This window comes from Agaricicola taiwanensis (genome assembly GCF_014635245.1).
Taxonomy (GTDB): domain Bacteria; phylum Pseudomonadota; class Alphaproteobacteria; order Rhizobiales; family Methylopilaceae; genus Agaricicola; species Agaricicola taiwanensis.
On record NZ_BMCP01000001.1, the window covers coordinates 908,948 to 923,916 of the forward strand.

A 14,969-nucleotide genomic window follows, 5' to 3' on the forward strand; every position below is an offset into this window, starting at 1 on the left:
GGCGTCAACGCGGGCTGTCGCGCGCGCCGTTACAAGCTGTCAAACATAAGGAGGGCGCCCGCCACTTCCGCGGACGCCCGATGTCGGGGGCTTATAAGGGACAGCCGGAGGTTTCGTCAACGCATGACAGGAGGTCATGTGCGAGGCGAGACAAAGACGACAGGAAACGCAGGGCGGGGCATGAGCGGTTTATTGACACCAGACGTCTGCATCATCGGCGGCGGCGCTGCGGGCACGACAGCGGCCCTCGCCCTAGCCGCCATGAACATACCCACCGTTCTTGTGGAACGGGGCGAGGTCGGGCGTGGTGCACAGGCCCAGACGGAACACGCCGCATTCCTCGCCGCGGCCGCCCGGGCCCATGTGGTGCGGACGGCGCGGCGGTTCGGTATCTCCTCGTCCGCTCCCAAGGTGGATTGGCCGGCGGTGAGGGCCCATGTCGCGCAGGCGGCCGAGGCCTTGGCGCCAAACACCAGCGCGGCGCGCCTGACAGCGCTCGGGGTTCAGGTGATCGCCGCTGATGCCTCCTTCGTTGATCACCGTACGGTTCAGGCGGGCAGTCACACCATCAGGGCGCGCCGCTTTATCCTGGCCACCGGTGTTCGCGCGCTGCTGCCGCCGGTGCCGGGGCTCTCGGAGACACCCCATCTGACGCTTGACTGCGTCATGACGCTCGAGGAAATGCCAAAGAGGCTGCTGATCCTGGGGCAGGGACCTCGTTCGATCGAACTTGCTCAGGCCTTTGCGCAGTTGGGATCCCGGGTCGCCATCGTGGGGGCATCCCCGCTTGCCGATCTCGCCGTTGAATGGCGCGAACCCATCCTGGCGAGCTGCCGCCGCGACGGCGTCATGTTTCATGAGGCCGCCGTCGCCTCGGTCCGGCTGGAGAAGAGCGGCATCAAGGCCGAATTGGCGGATGGCACGCAATTGACCGCCGGCCATCTTTTGGTGGAAGCGGAAACATCGCAGGAGATCGAAGCGCTGCGTCTCGATCTGGCCGGTGTCCGGCATGATGACAGGACGATCGAGGTCGATCAGAGGCTGCGCACCAGCAACCGCCGCGTCTTTGCCATCGGCTCCACGGCCGGAAATCCCGCCGCCGAAGCCGCCGACGCGGCGATCGTGATCCGGAACATCATATTCCGGCAGCCGGCGCGCCGGACTGATGAGCACCTGCCATATCTGATAGCAACCGACCCTCCTTACGCCAGCGTTGGCTTGGATGAAGAAGCAGCGCACCGCCGGGCCGGTGTCATCAGGATCTTCCGCTGGCCCTATCATGACAACGCCCGCGCGCAGGCCGAAGCCTCTACCAGCGGCCATATTCGCATCGTCACCGATGCCAGGACACGTGTTCTTGGCGTGTCGATCGTCGGGCATGGCGCCGGAGAGTTGATCCATACATGGGCCGCTGCCGTAAAACATCGCCGATCGCTGGCCGAGGTCGCGGACGTGCTCGCAACCTATCCGGCTTTCAGCGATCTCGGACGTCAGGCCGCAGCGGTGCTGCAGGTCGAACATTTGACGAACCCGAGAGTGCAACGCATCATCAGATTTCTGCGCCTCGGATAACGGCGCGCAACTCCGGTGATGGAGTATCATGAGGAATTTCCCGAGGTTGGGCCTTTCCGGAAAGCTTCTCGGCCTCACCATCCTCTTCGTGATGGTGGCGGAAATCCTGATCTATGTGCCTGCGATTGCCAACTATCGCGAGCGCTGGCTTGAGGACCGTCTCGGCCGCGCACGTTCTGTTGCGCTCGTTCTTGAGGCCGCACCCGCTGAAATGGTCTCGCCCGCGCTGACGCGTGAGCTCCTGCACAGCGTGGGCGCGAAGGCGGTGGCGCTGAAGCTCAGCGGTGCACGCAAGCTCCTTGCCATCTCCGACACGCCGGAGGAGGCCTCTGAACTGGTCGACCTGCGTGAATCCCGCTTCTGGACAGCGATTCCGGAAGCGCTCGGCACCTTGCTGGCGCCACCAGGCCGCACCATCCGTGTGGTGGGAGCCGCGGATCGGGGCGAATTCGTCGAAGCCGTGCTCGAGGAATCCGCCCTGAAGGCGGCCATGCTGAACTTCTCGGTCAATCTGTTGCTTGTTTCGCTGCTGATTACCGCGATCACCGGTGCCATGCTCTACGTCTACCTTGACCGCATGATCGTGCGGCCGGTGCGACATCTGACCGGCAGCATGACGCGCTTCCGTTCCGACCCCGAGGGTGAGGGTATCGCCGAAAGCTCGGATCGCGATGACGAGATCGGCATCGCCGAGCGCGAACTTGCAGCTCTTCAGCATCAGCTTCGCGGACAGTTGCAAAGCAAGGCACGCCTGGCGGCGCTGGGCCTTGCCGTGTCGAAAATCAATCACGATCTGCGCAACCTTCTGGCCTCGGCCCAGCTCCTCTCCGAGCGTCTGGAGGATTCCTCCGATCCCATGGTGCGGCGCGTGGCGCCCAAGCTTCTCAGCACCATCGAGCGCGCGGTGGATTATTGCCGATCGGTGCTCGCCTATGGCCGGGCCCAGGAGCGGACGCCGGAGCGCGCCCGCGTGCTCCTGTCCGATGTCGTCGATGATGCCGAGGAGGCTGTGACACTAGGACGCCCCAGTGGCATCGCCTGGATCAGCGCCATTGAGAGGGGTCTTGAGATCGATGCCGATCCGGACCAGCTCTTCCGCGTGCTTGTCAACCTCACCGGCAACGCGGTGCAGGCGCTGGAATCCAAGGGCGACCTTGATCCGGCGCGTGATCAGATCCGCATTTCCGGACGGCGCGAGGGCGGCCTTGTGATCATCGAAGTCTCCGATACCGGCCCCGGCCTGTCGGAAAAAGCACGGCAACATCTCTTTGAGGCCTTCCACGGCTCGACGCGGCAGGGCGGAACGGGCCTCGGACTGGTCATTTCTCACGAGATTATCCGCGCTCATGGCGGCGAAATCCGTCTTGTGGAGGGCACGCTCGGCGCCACCTTCCGCATTGTTATTCCCGACCGTCCACTCGATCTTGCCGCACATGCGCGCGAAAGGAAGCGAGCTCGGACTTGAAATGCGCGCGCTGACCGATTAATCAGGCGCACCAACGCGGATCACCGCGCTGCGCGCCCGTAGCTCAGCTGGATAGAGCACCAGACTACGAATCTGGGGGTCAGAGGTTCGAATCCTTTCGGGCGCGCCACTTACGAACAAAACTGGGCACTCCTGCCGGAGTAGCCCCTCCACCCATCACAAGCCGCTCCAGAACGTCGCGCCGTCCGTGGATGCGGATTTCCGTGTCATCGACTTCGACCTGATCGATGACGGAGCGCAGGTAGGCGCGGCGGAACGGGATGGCACCGTTCGCCACGTTCTCGCGCATCAAGGCGGCGAAGGCGTTGATTTTATCTTCGGTGATGCGAGTATCTGGCTGGAGTTCGGCGAAAACGCGGTCTTTGGCTACCCGAGCCTGATCGCGTTCGCCTTTCAGAGCTGCCAACCGGTCCTTGAGCGTTGGATCAGATGCGTCGGCGATGCCGTTTTCAATTGCCAGATACAGCCGCGATAGGCGGTTCTCGCAGTCGGCAACCTTGTTCTGTAGAGCCGTGAGACGTTGCGCATGGTCTTCGCTGCGCGAGGCCTGCCGGGACAGCAGCCCGCCGAGGAGAGCCCGCACTCTTTCCGGAGTGAACAGGGAGGCGTTGAGCTGGTCCGTGACCAGTTTGTCGAGCTTGTCCATCGGGACGGACCGTCCCGGGCAGGCAGACTTTCCCTGCTGGGCGCAGGTGGCGCAGGTGTAGTAGCGATAGCGCCCGGACTTGCCCGTCCGCAGCGTCATGCCGCCCCCACAGCTGGCGCAGGTCGCAAGGCCAGTCAAGAGGATCGGGCCGGTGACGACGCGAGGCGGCGTCTGTTTGGGATTGCGGGACTTTAGCCGGGCCTGAACGGCGTCGAACAAGGCGGGGTCGATGATAGGGGCGACCGCGACCATGACCTGGTCGGCCATGGGCTTATCTTCCTTCGTCTTCCAGACTTTGCGGTTGAACCGATACTCGCCCTTGTAAGTGGGGCTGGTGAGAAGGCTGTGCAGCGGGCCGATACCCCAGCGCGCGCCGCGCCGCGTGCGGTAGCCGCGCTCATTGAGGTAGGAGACAAGGGCCTTCACGCCGAGGGGGCCGCTCGTGCCATTGCCTTCATGGGCCAGTTTGAACATGAGCCGCACCACTTCCGCCTCCACGGCATCGATGGCGAGGCGTTTCTTGGTCTTTGCTCCCCGCTGCTCCGCAGCCACGATGGCATAGCCGTACGGGGCGACAGCGCCATTCCAGAAGCCTTGACGGGCATTCTCTTGCATGGCGCGGAGAACATGCTTTGCGTTCTCTTTTGACTGGTATTCATCGAACAGAGCGAAGACCTGCCGGACCATGACGCTCATGGGGTCATCGCCAAGGTCCTGGGTGATGCTGACCAATTTGACGCCGTGCTTGCGCAGGCGGCGCACATTGTATTCGAGCGCGAAATGGTCGCGGGCAAAACGGCTGAAGGAATGGACGATGACGACGTCGAAAGGGGAGTCCCCGCCCGCCGCAAGTTCCAGAAGACGCTGAAGTTCGGGGCGCCGGTCGTCGGTGCCGCTCAGTCCCGCGTCAACGAACTCGATAACGACCTGCCAGCCGCGTGCCTTACAGAAGTCCTGTGCCTGACGGCGCTGGTCAGGAATGGAGAGATCGTTCTCGGCCTGCCGGCCGGTGGAAACTCGCAAGTAGAGGGCAGCACGCACGGTTGCCGCGTCTTTCTCCTCCAGGTTCGTCCGGTTGAGCAACTTCATGACAGTGCCCCTTCAGTTTCCGGCACTATCTCATCCGTTTTGGGCCGTTTCGAGTCGTCTGTTGTGCAGCGGCCTGTTTCCAGCAGGAGAAGTATCTGCGGCATCAGGAAGGATTCGATAGCGTCCAGCTCTTCTGGCGTGACGGGCAGATTCTCAAGGTCGTCTGAGATGACCGCAGGGCGCGAACTGTCCCCGCTGCCAGCCTGTCGGCTGGGAGCAGAGCGCAGCAATTCACGATGGCTGGACTTGCGTCCGCGCATCTCCGCGTCCTCTGGATGGGGTTGGTTTTGGTAGTCACGATGACGGCTTAGATCTGGCCGTCATCGTCATGGCGTCGGTCCTTCAAGCCGCCGCCGGGATCAAACGCGGCTGATTCATCGCCGCGTCGGGTGTCTTCAAACAAGAGCTCAAAGCCAGGCCGCTGCACGGCATCTTTGAGAAAGGTGAGGAAGGCACGGCCGATGGCCTGTGCCTCGGGTGTGACCTTGCGACCATGGCCCCAGGCAAAGAAGCTGTCTTCCATCTGCTGGTGGTACCGCGGGTCGTCCAAGTCCGGGCCATGGCGGCCGGACAGGAGAATGGCCATGAGGTTGACGATCTCCTGAAACGCCGCCGTGGTCTGCTCGGACGTGGCATTTTCGAGATCTAGCCGGTCATGCCCTTCAGCGATAAAATGCTGGAAAGGGTCCGGCATCATGATTGTAATCTTTGGATTCGCCATAGCCGAAACCTTTACGATCGAGCCATTTGTGCTGGCTTTGTAGCAGGCCAGCCACAAGCTGTTCCACGCGGAAACCTCGCGTCCTGCCGACTAGCCCATTCGTGGGCCAGTCGCGCGCTGCCGGATGACGCGGTTTACGGCATCGAGGCTGGCGAAGGTCTGTCGGGCGTCCTCCGAGTGTGGAGGGGCCAGGGCCAGCTCGCGGTAGAGCGTGCCACGCAGTGCGTGCAGTTCGGACAGGGTCAGGGCTTGAAGGTCTTGAAGGGTGTAGGTGCGAGACATCGCATTTCCTTTCTCTCGCGGCCCCGCCAATCGGGGCCTTTGAGCCCCACACACAGATCATCGGCAGAAGGACCGATGGCGGGTTGCGGAAGAGAAGGGAAAAGTGGCCTGCACGGCGCACGAGAGGGCTGCGTCCGGAACAGCCGAACGCAAAGCAAGGCGTTGCAATCTTCGCAGAAATGTTTGCTGGCGGAGAAACGCGCGTGCTAAAATAGGCTTATATTGGAGAGACTATTTGAGAGATTTACGTGTCTATTTTGATCAGCGTACGGGGCGATCTGACGATGGCTCAGGTACGGCAAGCTATATTTGAGGCTCTTGGAGAAATCGAAGACGAACACAATCTGCGCCATTCGCGCAACGTAACGGTTTTCGTAAACCCCATCGACGAATTCGGCGAGAAGGTTGTCCTGCGTGACGAGCGCGGCAAGGTGCTTTCGCGCGTGACCAAAAAGGGTCCTTACCAGTCAGCGGCCGACGAATACAAAATCTAAATGCCGGGCTGAAAGGACGAAGGAAAGGATGTGCGGCATGAAACTGCCGCCCTGTTACATCGGGCTTGAGCAGGCCCGCCAGGTGCTGGCTGAGATCGGCGTCGAGCTGACGCCGCGCCAGATGAAACGTGCAGCGGACCGTGATGCGCATGGCCACAGAAAGCTACCGTTCTTCGTGGACCCGGTGGAAGGCACACTAAAGATCGAGAAAGGCACGCTTGTTGCCATCTATCAGCAACTACAGAATGATGCCGTCCGCGACTTCAACAATAGTGATTGACTTCGATGTTCATATTTTGTTCTATACTTGAAACAACAATAAAAACAATGAATTTGAATGGCAGATATAAGGAAACGCACGGGCAGTAACGGCACGAACTACCAGGTCCGGTATCCCAGCAAAAATACAAAGAGCGGCTACGCGTATGCCACCTTCGACACGTTGAAGGAGGCGCGCGCCTTTACCGAGAATCTCGGGGGCCTGAAGCATATAGCCGGCGGACGGAAGGTCACCGTGCCAGAGGCGGTGCAAATCTGGCTCGACACCTGCGAGAAGATTGGGCGCGATGGACGGGAGAAGGTGGAAACCACCACCCACGTGGAGTACCAGCGCCGGGGTTCTATTATGAAGGCGTATGCATGGGAAAAGCACCTGCACGAGCTTGAGGCTTCCGATGTCGTGCATTTTCGAAACTGGCTTCTTCAGCATAAGAGCCGTGATCTGGCTCGCCGCACACTTTCCTCCTTCCATTCGGTTATTATCGAGATGAGGCTGCAGGGCCTTATCAAGGACGATCCTGCCGCCGGCATCACCATCCGCGCCGACGGACGATATGAAGAGGATGACAGGGAAGTCCGTATCCCGACAGATGAAGAGGTTCGGGCGCTCCTGAAGGCGGCAGATGCCATGGGTGAAGGGTCCGAACAGCTGGCGAAAGCTTGGCGTCGCTATCGCCCGATGATCTACCTCGCCGTGTTTTCCGGTATGCGCCCGTCCGAGTATCGCGGCCTCGCATGGAGCAACATTGCCATGGACCGCGTGCACGTCCGGCAACGCGCAGACCGCCTCAACCAGATCGGGCCGGTCAAGTCGCGCGCCGGCCGGCGCACTATCTATCTTCCCGAAGCCGTCGGGAGGATGGTCATGGACTGGCGCCAGCATTGCCCCGCGTCAACGCTGGGCCTCGTGTTCCCCACTGCGCATGGCAAGCCGATGGCGCTCAACAATTTTGCACGGCGCTGCTGGGAGCCCCTGATGAAGGCGGCGCAACTGATGGAGCTCGACCCAGATGGGGAAGGTGGAGCCATGCGGCCTCGTTTCACGCCGTATGGCTTAAGGCACTATTTCGCTTCCAAGCTGATTGCCAAGGGCGAGGACTTGAAGTTCATCCAGACCAGCATGGGTCATGCCGACATTCAGATCACCCTGAACGTCTACGGACATCTGCTGAAGGATAAAGAAGCCAGGCATCAGCGGACGGCCGAAGAATTCGCCGCCGAGTTGATGGCGGCCGAGTAGATTTTAGCTAGTAAGAACAAAAGGAGAAAATTGATGTGGCAAATATGTGGCAAATCGGCTGGAGCCCGCAGAAATGCTGGTTTCTTTCTCAGCTTCCCAAGCTGAATGTCGCGGGTTCGACCCCCGTCGCCCGCTCCAGTTTAAATTCAATAACTTAGCAGGTTTCGTATTTGCATAATCCGCGTAATTCGCCTGTACTTGCCACAAATCGAGAGTCCGCTGTAACCCGCAGAAATCCTCGATTGTCTGGCGTGGCCCGTCTGGGCTTGTGGCAAGCTTGTGGCGAATCGCGTTTTGTCACTGCCCCCGCTGCAGTCAAGAATTCTTGACAGCGCCCCGGCTTGTTTAGCTACGTTGAAGCGATGAGCCAGGCTGATCGGATACGTCAAACCGCTATCGAGAAGTATATTCTGCCCGCCCGCGCGGCCGGGCAAACAGATGTCATAATTCGTGCCGGCGATCTCCACAGTGAGGTGGGGCTCACGAACGCCATGCCTGCCATCTGCAGCGTACTGCGCGGGGGCAGGTTTGAACAATTGGCAGGCGTGAGAAGGGCTGACGTCGCCGGTCCGGTCAACGGGGCAAACGTATATTTTCGATTTGACCTCATCCAGCGAAGCGATGCGTCTGGTCCACTGCTTTCCCAGCCTCCCGTACCTGCGTCTCGAACCGCGACACGACCCGCTACGGCAGGGCACGACGGCTTGGACCTGAGCGATGCGCTCGTGCTGGTGTCGTGCGTAAAAAGCAAGCTGTCCCGGACTGCTCCGGCCCGGGAGCTTTACTGTTCCGCCTGGTTTGCCAAAGTGCGGCGCCTGATCGAATCTCAGAATGCCCATTGGTTCATCCTGTCCGCCTTGCATGGCCTCGTGAAACCAGACAGGAACATCGCTCCCTATGAGGAGACATTGAACAAGTTTGGCGTTGCAGATCGCCGGAAGTGGGCCGCACACGTTTACGAGGCCCTTGAGCCTGAACTTGGCGCTTACCCGCGCGTCGTATTTTTCGCCGGTCTCAGGTATCGCGAGTTTCTTATCGGGCCAGTTCTAAGCACCGGTCGACAAGTCGATGTCCCCATGGAAGGGCTGGCCCAGGGAGAGCAACTCTCTTGGCTTGGTAATCATCAATGAGCCGATTGGAGGATTTAACCCGGCTTTACAGTCTGCTCGGCCGATTGGAGACCGCCGGCGGGAAACGGACGCTGAACGGCCTTGGAACAACGCGAGACTGGCCGCGCCGCGGAGTCTACTTCTTCTTTGAATCTGGCGAAGAAAGATCCGAAAGTGGAACGGGACCACGTTTGGTTCGGATCGGAACCCATGCTCTGGGAGCCGGCGCCCAATCGACCCTGCGCCAACGTTTGCGGCAGCATGGCGGTCGTTCTGCCGGAGGGGGCAATCACCGCGGTTCGATCTTCCGTCTTCTTGTCGGCGAGGCACTTTTGACCCGGGATGCATGTCCATCCTGTCTGTCCTGGGGGGTCAAAGGCGATATCGGTAAGGCCGCAGCGTTGCTGGCCAGAAGCCGGATCGAGCTATCAGCGTTGGAAGCGCCCGTTGAAATCGCCGTTAGCACCTATCTGAGGGCGATGCCTTTCCTCTGGCTCTCTGTTGATGACGATCCGGGGCCTGACAGCTTGCGGGGCGTCATCGAGCGCAATTCGATAGCGCTGCTCAGCAATTTTAATCGACCGCCACTGGACCCGCCGTCGGACGACTGGCTCGGCCGCCTGTCCGGCAGGGAGAAGGTGCGCCGATCCGGCCTGTGGAATCAGCGCCATGTTGACGAGGACTATGACCCTGCCTTTCTCGATGTCCTTGAGGATGTGATTTCCCGCGCATGATTGCCAGCCGTTCGCTCTTTGCGCGCAGGGCTTGGGAAAAACGAGGCAGGCAGTTCTCCCCGTACGACCCGAAGTGCCGTGATGACCGCTTCTTCCAGATCGCCTGAGAACGATGATCGGCCCACGACGTCGTTTATGAGCCACTCCGCAAGCTCACTGTCGATGCTGATTGTCACTTTGTGCTGACGTTGTAGGTAGGCCTTCATGTCGCCGGGCCAGAGAGCCTTGCGTCTTGCCGAATGGGTCTTCCAGCGGTGATAGCCCATGACCAATCCTTTCTCTGTCATCCGGTTAGATTTGCGTTCGCGTTAGCAACCGCGGTGACCTTGGGGCCGCGTGTGACCGCCTCTGTGGCGGGTTTCCTCAAACATTGACGCTGAGTTCTGGCCGGGCGCGCCGTCTGGTCAAACCCCGCCCGCACCACTCCCGCCCTCAAGAGGCGGGACCGTGTTAGGGCCTGACCCGCCGGCTTAATCCCCCGGCCTTCCTTGCCCGCGTCTTGAGGAAAACCCCGACGCAAAGGAGCAAGGTCATGTCGGCCAACAACGAAACCCCGCGGCAGGATGTCTACAGCCGCATCACCAACCAGATCATCGAAGCCCTTGAGCAGGGCGTGAAACCCTGGACCCAGCCTTGGAACGCCGCCCATGCTGCCGGTCATGTCTCCCGGCCTCTGCGCCACAACGGCCTGCCCTATGCGGGCATCAACGTCCTGACGCTCTGGGCGTCGGCAATGACGGCGCACTATGCGGCGCCTATCTGGATGACCTTCAAGCAGGCCATCGAACTGGGTGGCCATGTCCGCAAGGGCGAGAAGGGCTCGCCCGTCGTCTACGCCGACACGATGCGCCGGACCGAGGCCGACGAGGCCACCGGTGACGAAACTGAGCGCGCCATCCCGTTCCTGAAGGCCTACACGGTCTTCAACGTCGAGCAGATCGAAGGGCTGCCGGAGCATTTCCACGCGCTGGCACACGCCAGCCGCAATCCCGACTAGCGGATTTCCGAGGCCGAGGCCTTCTTCGGAGCCACCCGCGCCGATATCCGACACGGCGGCGACTGTGCCTACTACAGCCCTGCGCTGGATTACATCCAGATGCCGCCCTTCGAGGCCTTCCGCGACGCGCAGGCCTACTACGCGACGCTGGCCCATGAAGCGACCCACTGGACGCGCCATGCGACCCGGCTGGACCGGGACTTCGGGCGCAAGCGCTTCGGCGATGACGGCTATGCCCGCGAAGAGCTCGTGGCCGAGCTGGGCGCGGCCTTCCTGTGCGCGGACCTTGGGCTGTGGCTGGAGGACCGGGCCGACCATGCCGCCTATATCGGCCACTGGCTGTCTGTCCTTAAGGAAGACAAGCGGGCCGTCTTCGCTGCTGCGGCTCACGCGCAGCGTGCCGCCGACTATCTCGGGCGATACAGTCGCCCGGTGGAGGCCGCCGCGTGAGCGGGGGCCTTTCTCTCCTGAAGCGAAATGGGTCGTCATCGGAGGTGATCCTTCTCGCACGCTATTGCGGGAGCGAGCCGGTCGGCCCGGACCATTCGTCCTCCGCCCGCATTGAAAGCCCCTTCCGGGCATCGGCCAGGCCGTCCATGTACTTGTCGCAAAAGGTCAGGCGATCGACGATGGCGTGAGCCCGGCGCTCGCCCATGACCTCAGCGATGTCAAAGCGCTGGCCGAGATATTCGAGGACCACGTACCAGGAATCACCGTAGTAGCGCGTCACCCGGGCACCGGGTTTAGTCCGGGTCAGGAAGTCAATTTCGTCTTTTTCCGCCCGCGCCCTATCGTGGGAGATCAACACGAAACGATGATCATGGGCGCGGTCGAACCGCAGCCATTCCGGTTCGGGCTCCCAGTACGGTGCCTTTTGAACCCTCTGTAGGAAAATACAGTCATCGGTAAACTTGATGTTCGCTGTGACCTGCCCGATCAGGCGCAGCTTCTTCTGCACGAACGGGCGGCCGCACAGTCCACCGAGAAAGAGCGCGACTGCCGGGACGGTGACGTCCATCGAAGCATAGCTGATCCAGCCCGCGAGGCCGAAAGCGGCAATCGCGAGCCAGCTTGTGACTTCATCGGCGCTTTGCGCATCGTACGGCCGGAGGTGACGCATGGCGACCGCGATGGTCGTGCGTCCGCCCTCGGCAGAGACCTCGGTCTTCGGTTCACCATCGAATACTTTTGCCAGCGCGTTCATGGCGATCTCCCTGCGGTAGCGCCTTGTTCGGCGCGGCCCTGCGTGAGAATGTGCCACTCGGAGCAGCGCTTTATCCTCGCGCTTTCCTCGTTTGATGGACCGGATCATGGAGTATTCGGACGATATACTGTCAAGAATTCAGGCGGCGCTGATCGACTTTCACGCCGCCACGCATACCAATGGCCGCAAGCGGACTTGGTCTGTGATTGCGAGAGAGCTGTACAATTCTGCGATCGACTCGCTCGACTCTGATGATGACGGCCAATCTGGCGATCCTTACAAAGCGCTTGCCGAGGCTTTGCGGCGTTTCGCGGCAGGATCACAAACGCCAAGTAAGGAGCGCCTTGATGCGCTCTGCTCCTATTTGAAATCCAAATCTTTTCTCACCGACGCTGACCTCCGGCCTGCTGAGGTCGGTAGTCCCTTGGTTCACGCTCTGACAGCCTTCTTTGGCGGGGACGAGGAGAGAAACGCGCTGGCTGTCGTGGCCGGGCGCTTTGCGGCGAGCCGCAAGCTACCCTCCGGCCGGACGGAGCTGTCCGTCGTGACCGTCCGCAACGCCGGTGTCCGTGTTCCGATTGTTGAGGACAAGCTTTACAGCCTGCCCGCCGCTCCACAGTCGGTGACGCGCGACGCGCTCGCCCGTGTCTTAAAGAGGTTGGGCGGCAGTGAGCAGCGCTATGATGGCTGGCTCTTCCACAAGAAGGGGCAGACGTGCCTTGTCGTGCAGGACAGTTTGCGCGGCGAGCCAGCAATCTACACGGTCCTCGACCGCAAGGTCGCCGCAGGCGACATTCCGGCTGTCATCCTCCTGGTTAAGTCGCGGGATTTCGGCGCGCCCGCGCCGGGATACGAGAAGGGGAGGATGAGCCTCGTCCCGGATGACGCGAGCACGCGGGAAATGGCCTTCTCGAAGATCAAAGAACGGATTTGGGAGTACCGGCAGGAGGGCGATCCCGATGCCCAGTGAGCCAATCCAACCAAATGAACGCGAACGGCAGCGGCTGCATGCGGCATTCCTCGAAGCGGTTAATATCGGCGACATAGCCGCTGTCCGCCAAGCGCTCGGCAACGGCGCAATTGACATCAACTACGCCGAACCCGGGACCGGACTTACGGCCTTGCACATTGCGGCGGGACGCAACGCTGTTGCTGTCCTGCGCCTTCTTATTGGGACCGGAAGCTGCGACCTTCGCGTCAAGGATGCTCAAGGGCGGACGGCGGCGGCGATCGCCGTCACCGTTGCACGCAATCCCGTCGTCGGGCGCTATCTCGCCGACCTGCAGCATGGGACCGGGATAGCAGCAGCCCCGCAACGACGCCGGCCGGGCGAGCAGACCGACTTAGGGTGATGCGTACTTTCCGGCGAAAGCCCCGTGAACCGGGCTGCTTTGGTCGAAATACTCCACCCGCTGCAGCATCAGCGGATTGTAGCCTGCCCATAACACCAGTTGGCGCTTCAGCCGGTCATCGCGCGAGAACTGGCGGCTGACTTCATCCGGCGTGAGCAGGTCATATTGCTCCAGCGACTCTGACCGGCCCGTGATGCCGGACGCTCTCTGATCGGTCGCAGCATCGCCCTCGCGCATGACCTTCACCACGGTTTTGCCGAGGCGCTTGGAAATGTACTCGGTCGTCAGCAGGTCATTGTTACCGAAGAACTGCAGGATACCGGCATTGCCCGCAAACGTTTCCCAGCGCTCTTTGTAAAGCGCCTTGCCCTGACCCCAGTCCTGCAGGATCACCCAGAGCTTCACCCCGAAGGATGCGATCTGACCGGCCGCATCCTCAAGCTGTTTCATATGCCCCAGGACAGGGAATTCATCGAGACAAGCGAGGACCGGGACGGCAGGCTTTGCCTTCTCCCGCTCCATCGCATCGAGCAGCAGGTTGATGAACAGGCGCAGCCACCTGTTGCACTGTCTCATGCGGTTAGCCGGTAAACACAGATAGATGGTCATGCCGCGCGGCGCCGTTTTCAACTCCCGCAGGTCAAAGTCGTGACCCTCAAGAACGCGGGCCATCGCACCGTAATCCAGTAGCTGCGCATGACGCCGCGCATTTGATAGAACATTGCCGCGTTCGTTCGCAGGCTTCTCGTAGAAACCGCGCGCGGCTTTCTCGATAGCCTTTCCGACATAGGCTGTGGGGGCGCTGCGCTTAAGCCGTGTTGCGTTCGTCAGCATGGCCAGTTCAAGGGCGTAAGCATCGCCTTCATCATCGGCCGGGACCAGCACCTCTCCCAGGAGGTCGCCCAGCGTTATGAGATGGCGGTGGCCTTCAAAATGAGGATCAGTGGCAATGTGCAGCAGCAGTCCTTCGATCAGGTTCTGCGCGCTTTCATCCCAATGCGGGTCCTTTCCGGCGCCAATCACCAACGCATCGGAAATCAGGCGCGTGTCCTCGATCATCGTGTCACTAGCGGTGTCGAGCAAAGTCAGGGGATTGTAGCGCACGCGGTAGGGCTTGAGGCGCTCGGGAGTAATGTTGAACGGGTCAAGGACGCAGACCTTCTGGTCTAGCGCCGCACGCCGCTCCGCCGTAATCGCCGCGAGTTCGCCCTTGGGATCAAGGGCAAGCACGCTCCCCCGATAGAACAGGAGGTTGCTGACGAGCGTGACCGATTTGCCGGTGCGCGACCCCGCCACCGTCATGACGTGGCGATTGTCATCAATGCCGATGAGGCGGTCCCCCAGCGCCCCGACAAGAATTTTGCGCCCGGGATTCGCGGTATCATACGCGAGGGGACGGCTGCTTCGGATATTCTCCAGCGGCTCCCAGCGCGATTGAGGTACAGCCTGCTGATCAAGGAAGCGGGTCGTTACGCCCCGCGCAACATCGCTCATAAACTCTTTGCTGAAGGCGCTCACGGCCATCTCCTGATCGAACTTTTGTTCGTCAATCTGGAGCGCTCAGGAACGCGTTTTCCTCGTGGCTTCCTCGCGCACAGGCACGGCGCACTGCCTACGGCTGGCTTTCTCTTCGTCCGTCACGCGCCCTCGGTTCATTGCCGCGAACCTGCCGGTCGTCGCCTTGCCGTCAATGACCGGCCCGCACCACTCCCGCGCATCTTAGATTGATGCGGCGGACCGAGTTGGTCATGACGGCGGCGGCTG

The 14,969-nt window shown here is 61.2% G+C and carries 17 protein-coding genes and 1 tRNA gene; 12 read left to right on the forward strand and 6 right to left on the reverse strand.

The window, feature by feature from the left end; translation table 11 throughout:
- The first annotated feature begins 180 nt into the window (after positions 1 to 180).
- The 3 genes from IEV58_RS04295 (at position 181) to IEV58_RS04305 (ending at position 3,167) form a co-directional block, all read left to right on the forward strand.
- Positions 181 to 1,572, forward strand: a complete 1,392-nt coding sequence (locus tag IEV58_RS04295; protein WP_188408440.1) for an FAD-dependent oxidoreductase — start codon at positions 181 to 183, stop codon at positions 1,570 to 1,572.
- Positions 1,573 to 1,600: 28 nt separating this feature from the next.
- Positions 1,601 to 3,037, forward strand: coding sequence for a sensor histidine kinase (locus IEV58_RS04300; protein ID WP_188408441.1), 1,437 nt, complete (start codon positions 1,601 to 1,603; stop codon positions 3,035 to 3,037).
- Positions 3,038 to 3,090: 53 nt separating this feature from the next.
- Positions 3,091 to 3,167, forward strand: a tRNA-Arg gene (locus IEV58_RS04305).
- Here IEV58_RS04305 and IEV58_RS04310 read toward each other — a convergent pair.
- The 4 genes from IEV58_RS04310 to IEV58_RS04325 all read right to left on the reverse strand — a co-directional run bounded on the left by IEV58_RS04310 (position 3,138) and on the right by IEV58_RS04325 (position 5,796).
- Positions 3,138 to 4,793, reverse strand: coding sequence for a recombinase family protein (locus IEV58_RS04310; protein WP_188408442.1), 1,656 nt, complete (start codon positions 4,791 to 4,793; stop codon positions 3,138 to 3,140). The genes IEV58_RS04305 and IEV58_RS04310 overlap by 30 nt on opposite strands.
- Complete coding sequence (locus IEV58_RS04315; RefSeq protein ID WP_188408443.1) at positions 4,790 to 5,053, reverse strand: hypothetical protein; 264 nt, start codon at positions 5,051 to 5,053, stop codon at positions 4,790 to 4,792. Before IEV58_RS04315 ends, IEV58_RS04310 begins: the two co-directional genes overlap by 4 nt.
- A gap of 47 nt (positions 5,054 to 5,100) precedes the next feature.
- Entirely contained in the window at positions 5,101 to 5,490 is a 390-nt protein-coding gene (locus IEV58_RS04320) for a hypothetical protein (RefSeq protein ID WP_188408444.1), read from the reverse strand.
- A gap of 114 nt (positions 5,491 to 5,604) precedes the next feature.
- Positions 5,605 to 5,796, reverse strand: coding sequence for a hypothetical protein (locus tag IEV58_RS04325; protein ID WP_188408445.1), 192 nt, complete (start codon positions 5,794 to 5,796; stop codon positions 5,605 to 5,607).
- A gap of 248 nt (positions 5,797 to 6,044) precedes the next feature.
- Between IEV58_RS04325 and IEV58_RS04330 the strand changes: the two genes are divergently transcribed.
- From IEV58_RS04330 to IEV58_RS18360, 7 genes are all read left to right on the forward strand, one after another.
- Complete coding sequence (locus IEV58_RS04330) at positions 6,045 to 6,290, forward strand: hypothetical protein (RefSeq protein WP_229729176.1); 246 nt, start codon at positions 6,045 to 6,047, stop codon at positions 6,288 to 6,290.
- A gap of 37 nt (positions 6,291 to 6,327) precedes the next feature.
- Positions 6,328 to 6,570, forward strand: a complete 243-nt coding sequence (locus tag IEV58_RS04335) for a hypothetical protein (RefSeq protein WP_188408446.1) — start codon at positions 6,328 to 6,330, stop codon at positions 6,568 to 6,570.
- A gap of 57 nt (positions 6,571 to 6,627) precedes the next feature.
- Entirely contained in the window at positions 6,628 to 7,809 is a 1,182-nt protein-coding gene (locus tag IEV58_RS04340; RefSeq protein ID WP_188408447.1) for a tyrosine-type recombinase/integrase, read from the forward strand.
- Positions 7,810 to 8,150: 341 nt separating this feature from the next.
- Positions 8,151 to 8,939, forward strand: coding sequence for a DUF6884 domain-containing protein (locus IEV58_RS18175; protein WP_229729177.1), 789 nt, complete (start codon positions 8,151 to 8,153; stop codon positions 8,937 to 8,939).
- Complete coding sequence (locus IEV58_RS04350; protein WP_188408448.1) at positions 8,936 to 9,652, forward strand: GIY-YIG domain-containing protein; 717 nt, start codon at positions 8,936 to 8,938, stop codon at positions 9,650 to 9,652. Before IEV58_RS18175 ends, IEV58_RS04350 begins: the two co-directional genes overlap by 4 nt.
- Before the next feature lie 532 nt (positions 9,653 to 10,184).
- Positions 10,185 to 10,649, forward strand: a complete 465-nt coding sequence (locus IEV58_RS18355) for an ArdC-like ssDNA-binding domain-containing protein (RefSeq protein WP_308790863.1) — start codon at positions 10,185 to 10,187, stop codon at positions 10,647 to 10,649.
- 3 nt (positions 10,650 to 10,652) lie between these two features.
- Positions 10,653 to 11,099 (forward strand): zincin-like metallopeptidase domain-containing protein, encoded by a 447-nt coding sequence (locus tag IEV58_RS18360; protein WP_308790992.1) that lies wholly within the window; start codon positions 10,653 to 10,655, stop codon positions 11,097 to 11,099.
- Between the two features lie 61 nt (positions 11,100 to 11,160).
- Here IEV58_RS18360 and IEV58_RS04360 read toward each other — a convergent pair whose 3' ends face one another.
- Entirely contained in the window at positions 11,161 to 11,853 is a 693-nt protein-coding gene (locus IEV58_RS04360; RefSeq protein ID WP_188408449.1) for a hypothetical protein, read from the reverse strand.
- Positions 11,854 to 11,959: 106 nt separating this feature from the next.
- Here IEV58_RS04360 and IEV58_RS04365 point away from each other — a divergent pair, with 106 nt between their 5' ends.
- Positions 11,960 to 12,823 (forward strand): hypothetical protein, encoded by an 864-nt coding sequence (locus IEV58_RS04365; protein WP_188408450.1) that lies wholly within the window; start codon positions 11,960 to 11,962, stop codon positions 12,821 to 12,823.
- Positions 12,813 to 13,205: an ankyrin repeat domain-containing protein gene (locus IEV58_RS04370; RefSeq protein ID WP_188408451.1), complete on the forward strand. Its 393-nt coding sequence runs from the start codon at positions 12,813 to 12,815 to the stop codon at positions 13,203 to 13,205. Before IEV58_RS04365 ends, IEV58_RS04370 begins: the two co-directional genes overlap by 11 nt.
- Here IEV58_RS04370 and IEV58_RS04375 read toward each other — a convergent pair.
- Positions 13,197 to 14,723 carry a type IV secretory system conjugative DNA transfer family protein gene (locus IEV58_RS04375; protein ID WP_188408452.1) on the reverse strand — a complete coding sequence of 509 codons (1,527 nt, stop codon included), beginning with the start codon at positions 14,721 to 14,723 and terminating at the stop codon, positions 13,197 to 13,199. The two genes, IEV58_RS04370 and IEV58_RS04375, sit on opposite strands and share 9 nt — an antisense overlap.
- Positions 14,724 to 14,969: the final 246 nt, after the last annotated feature.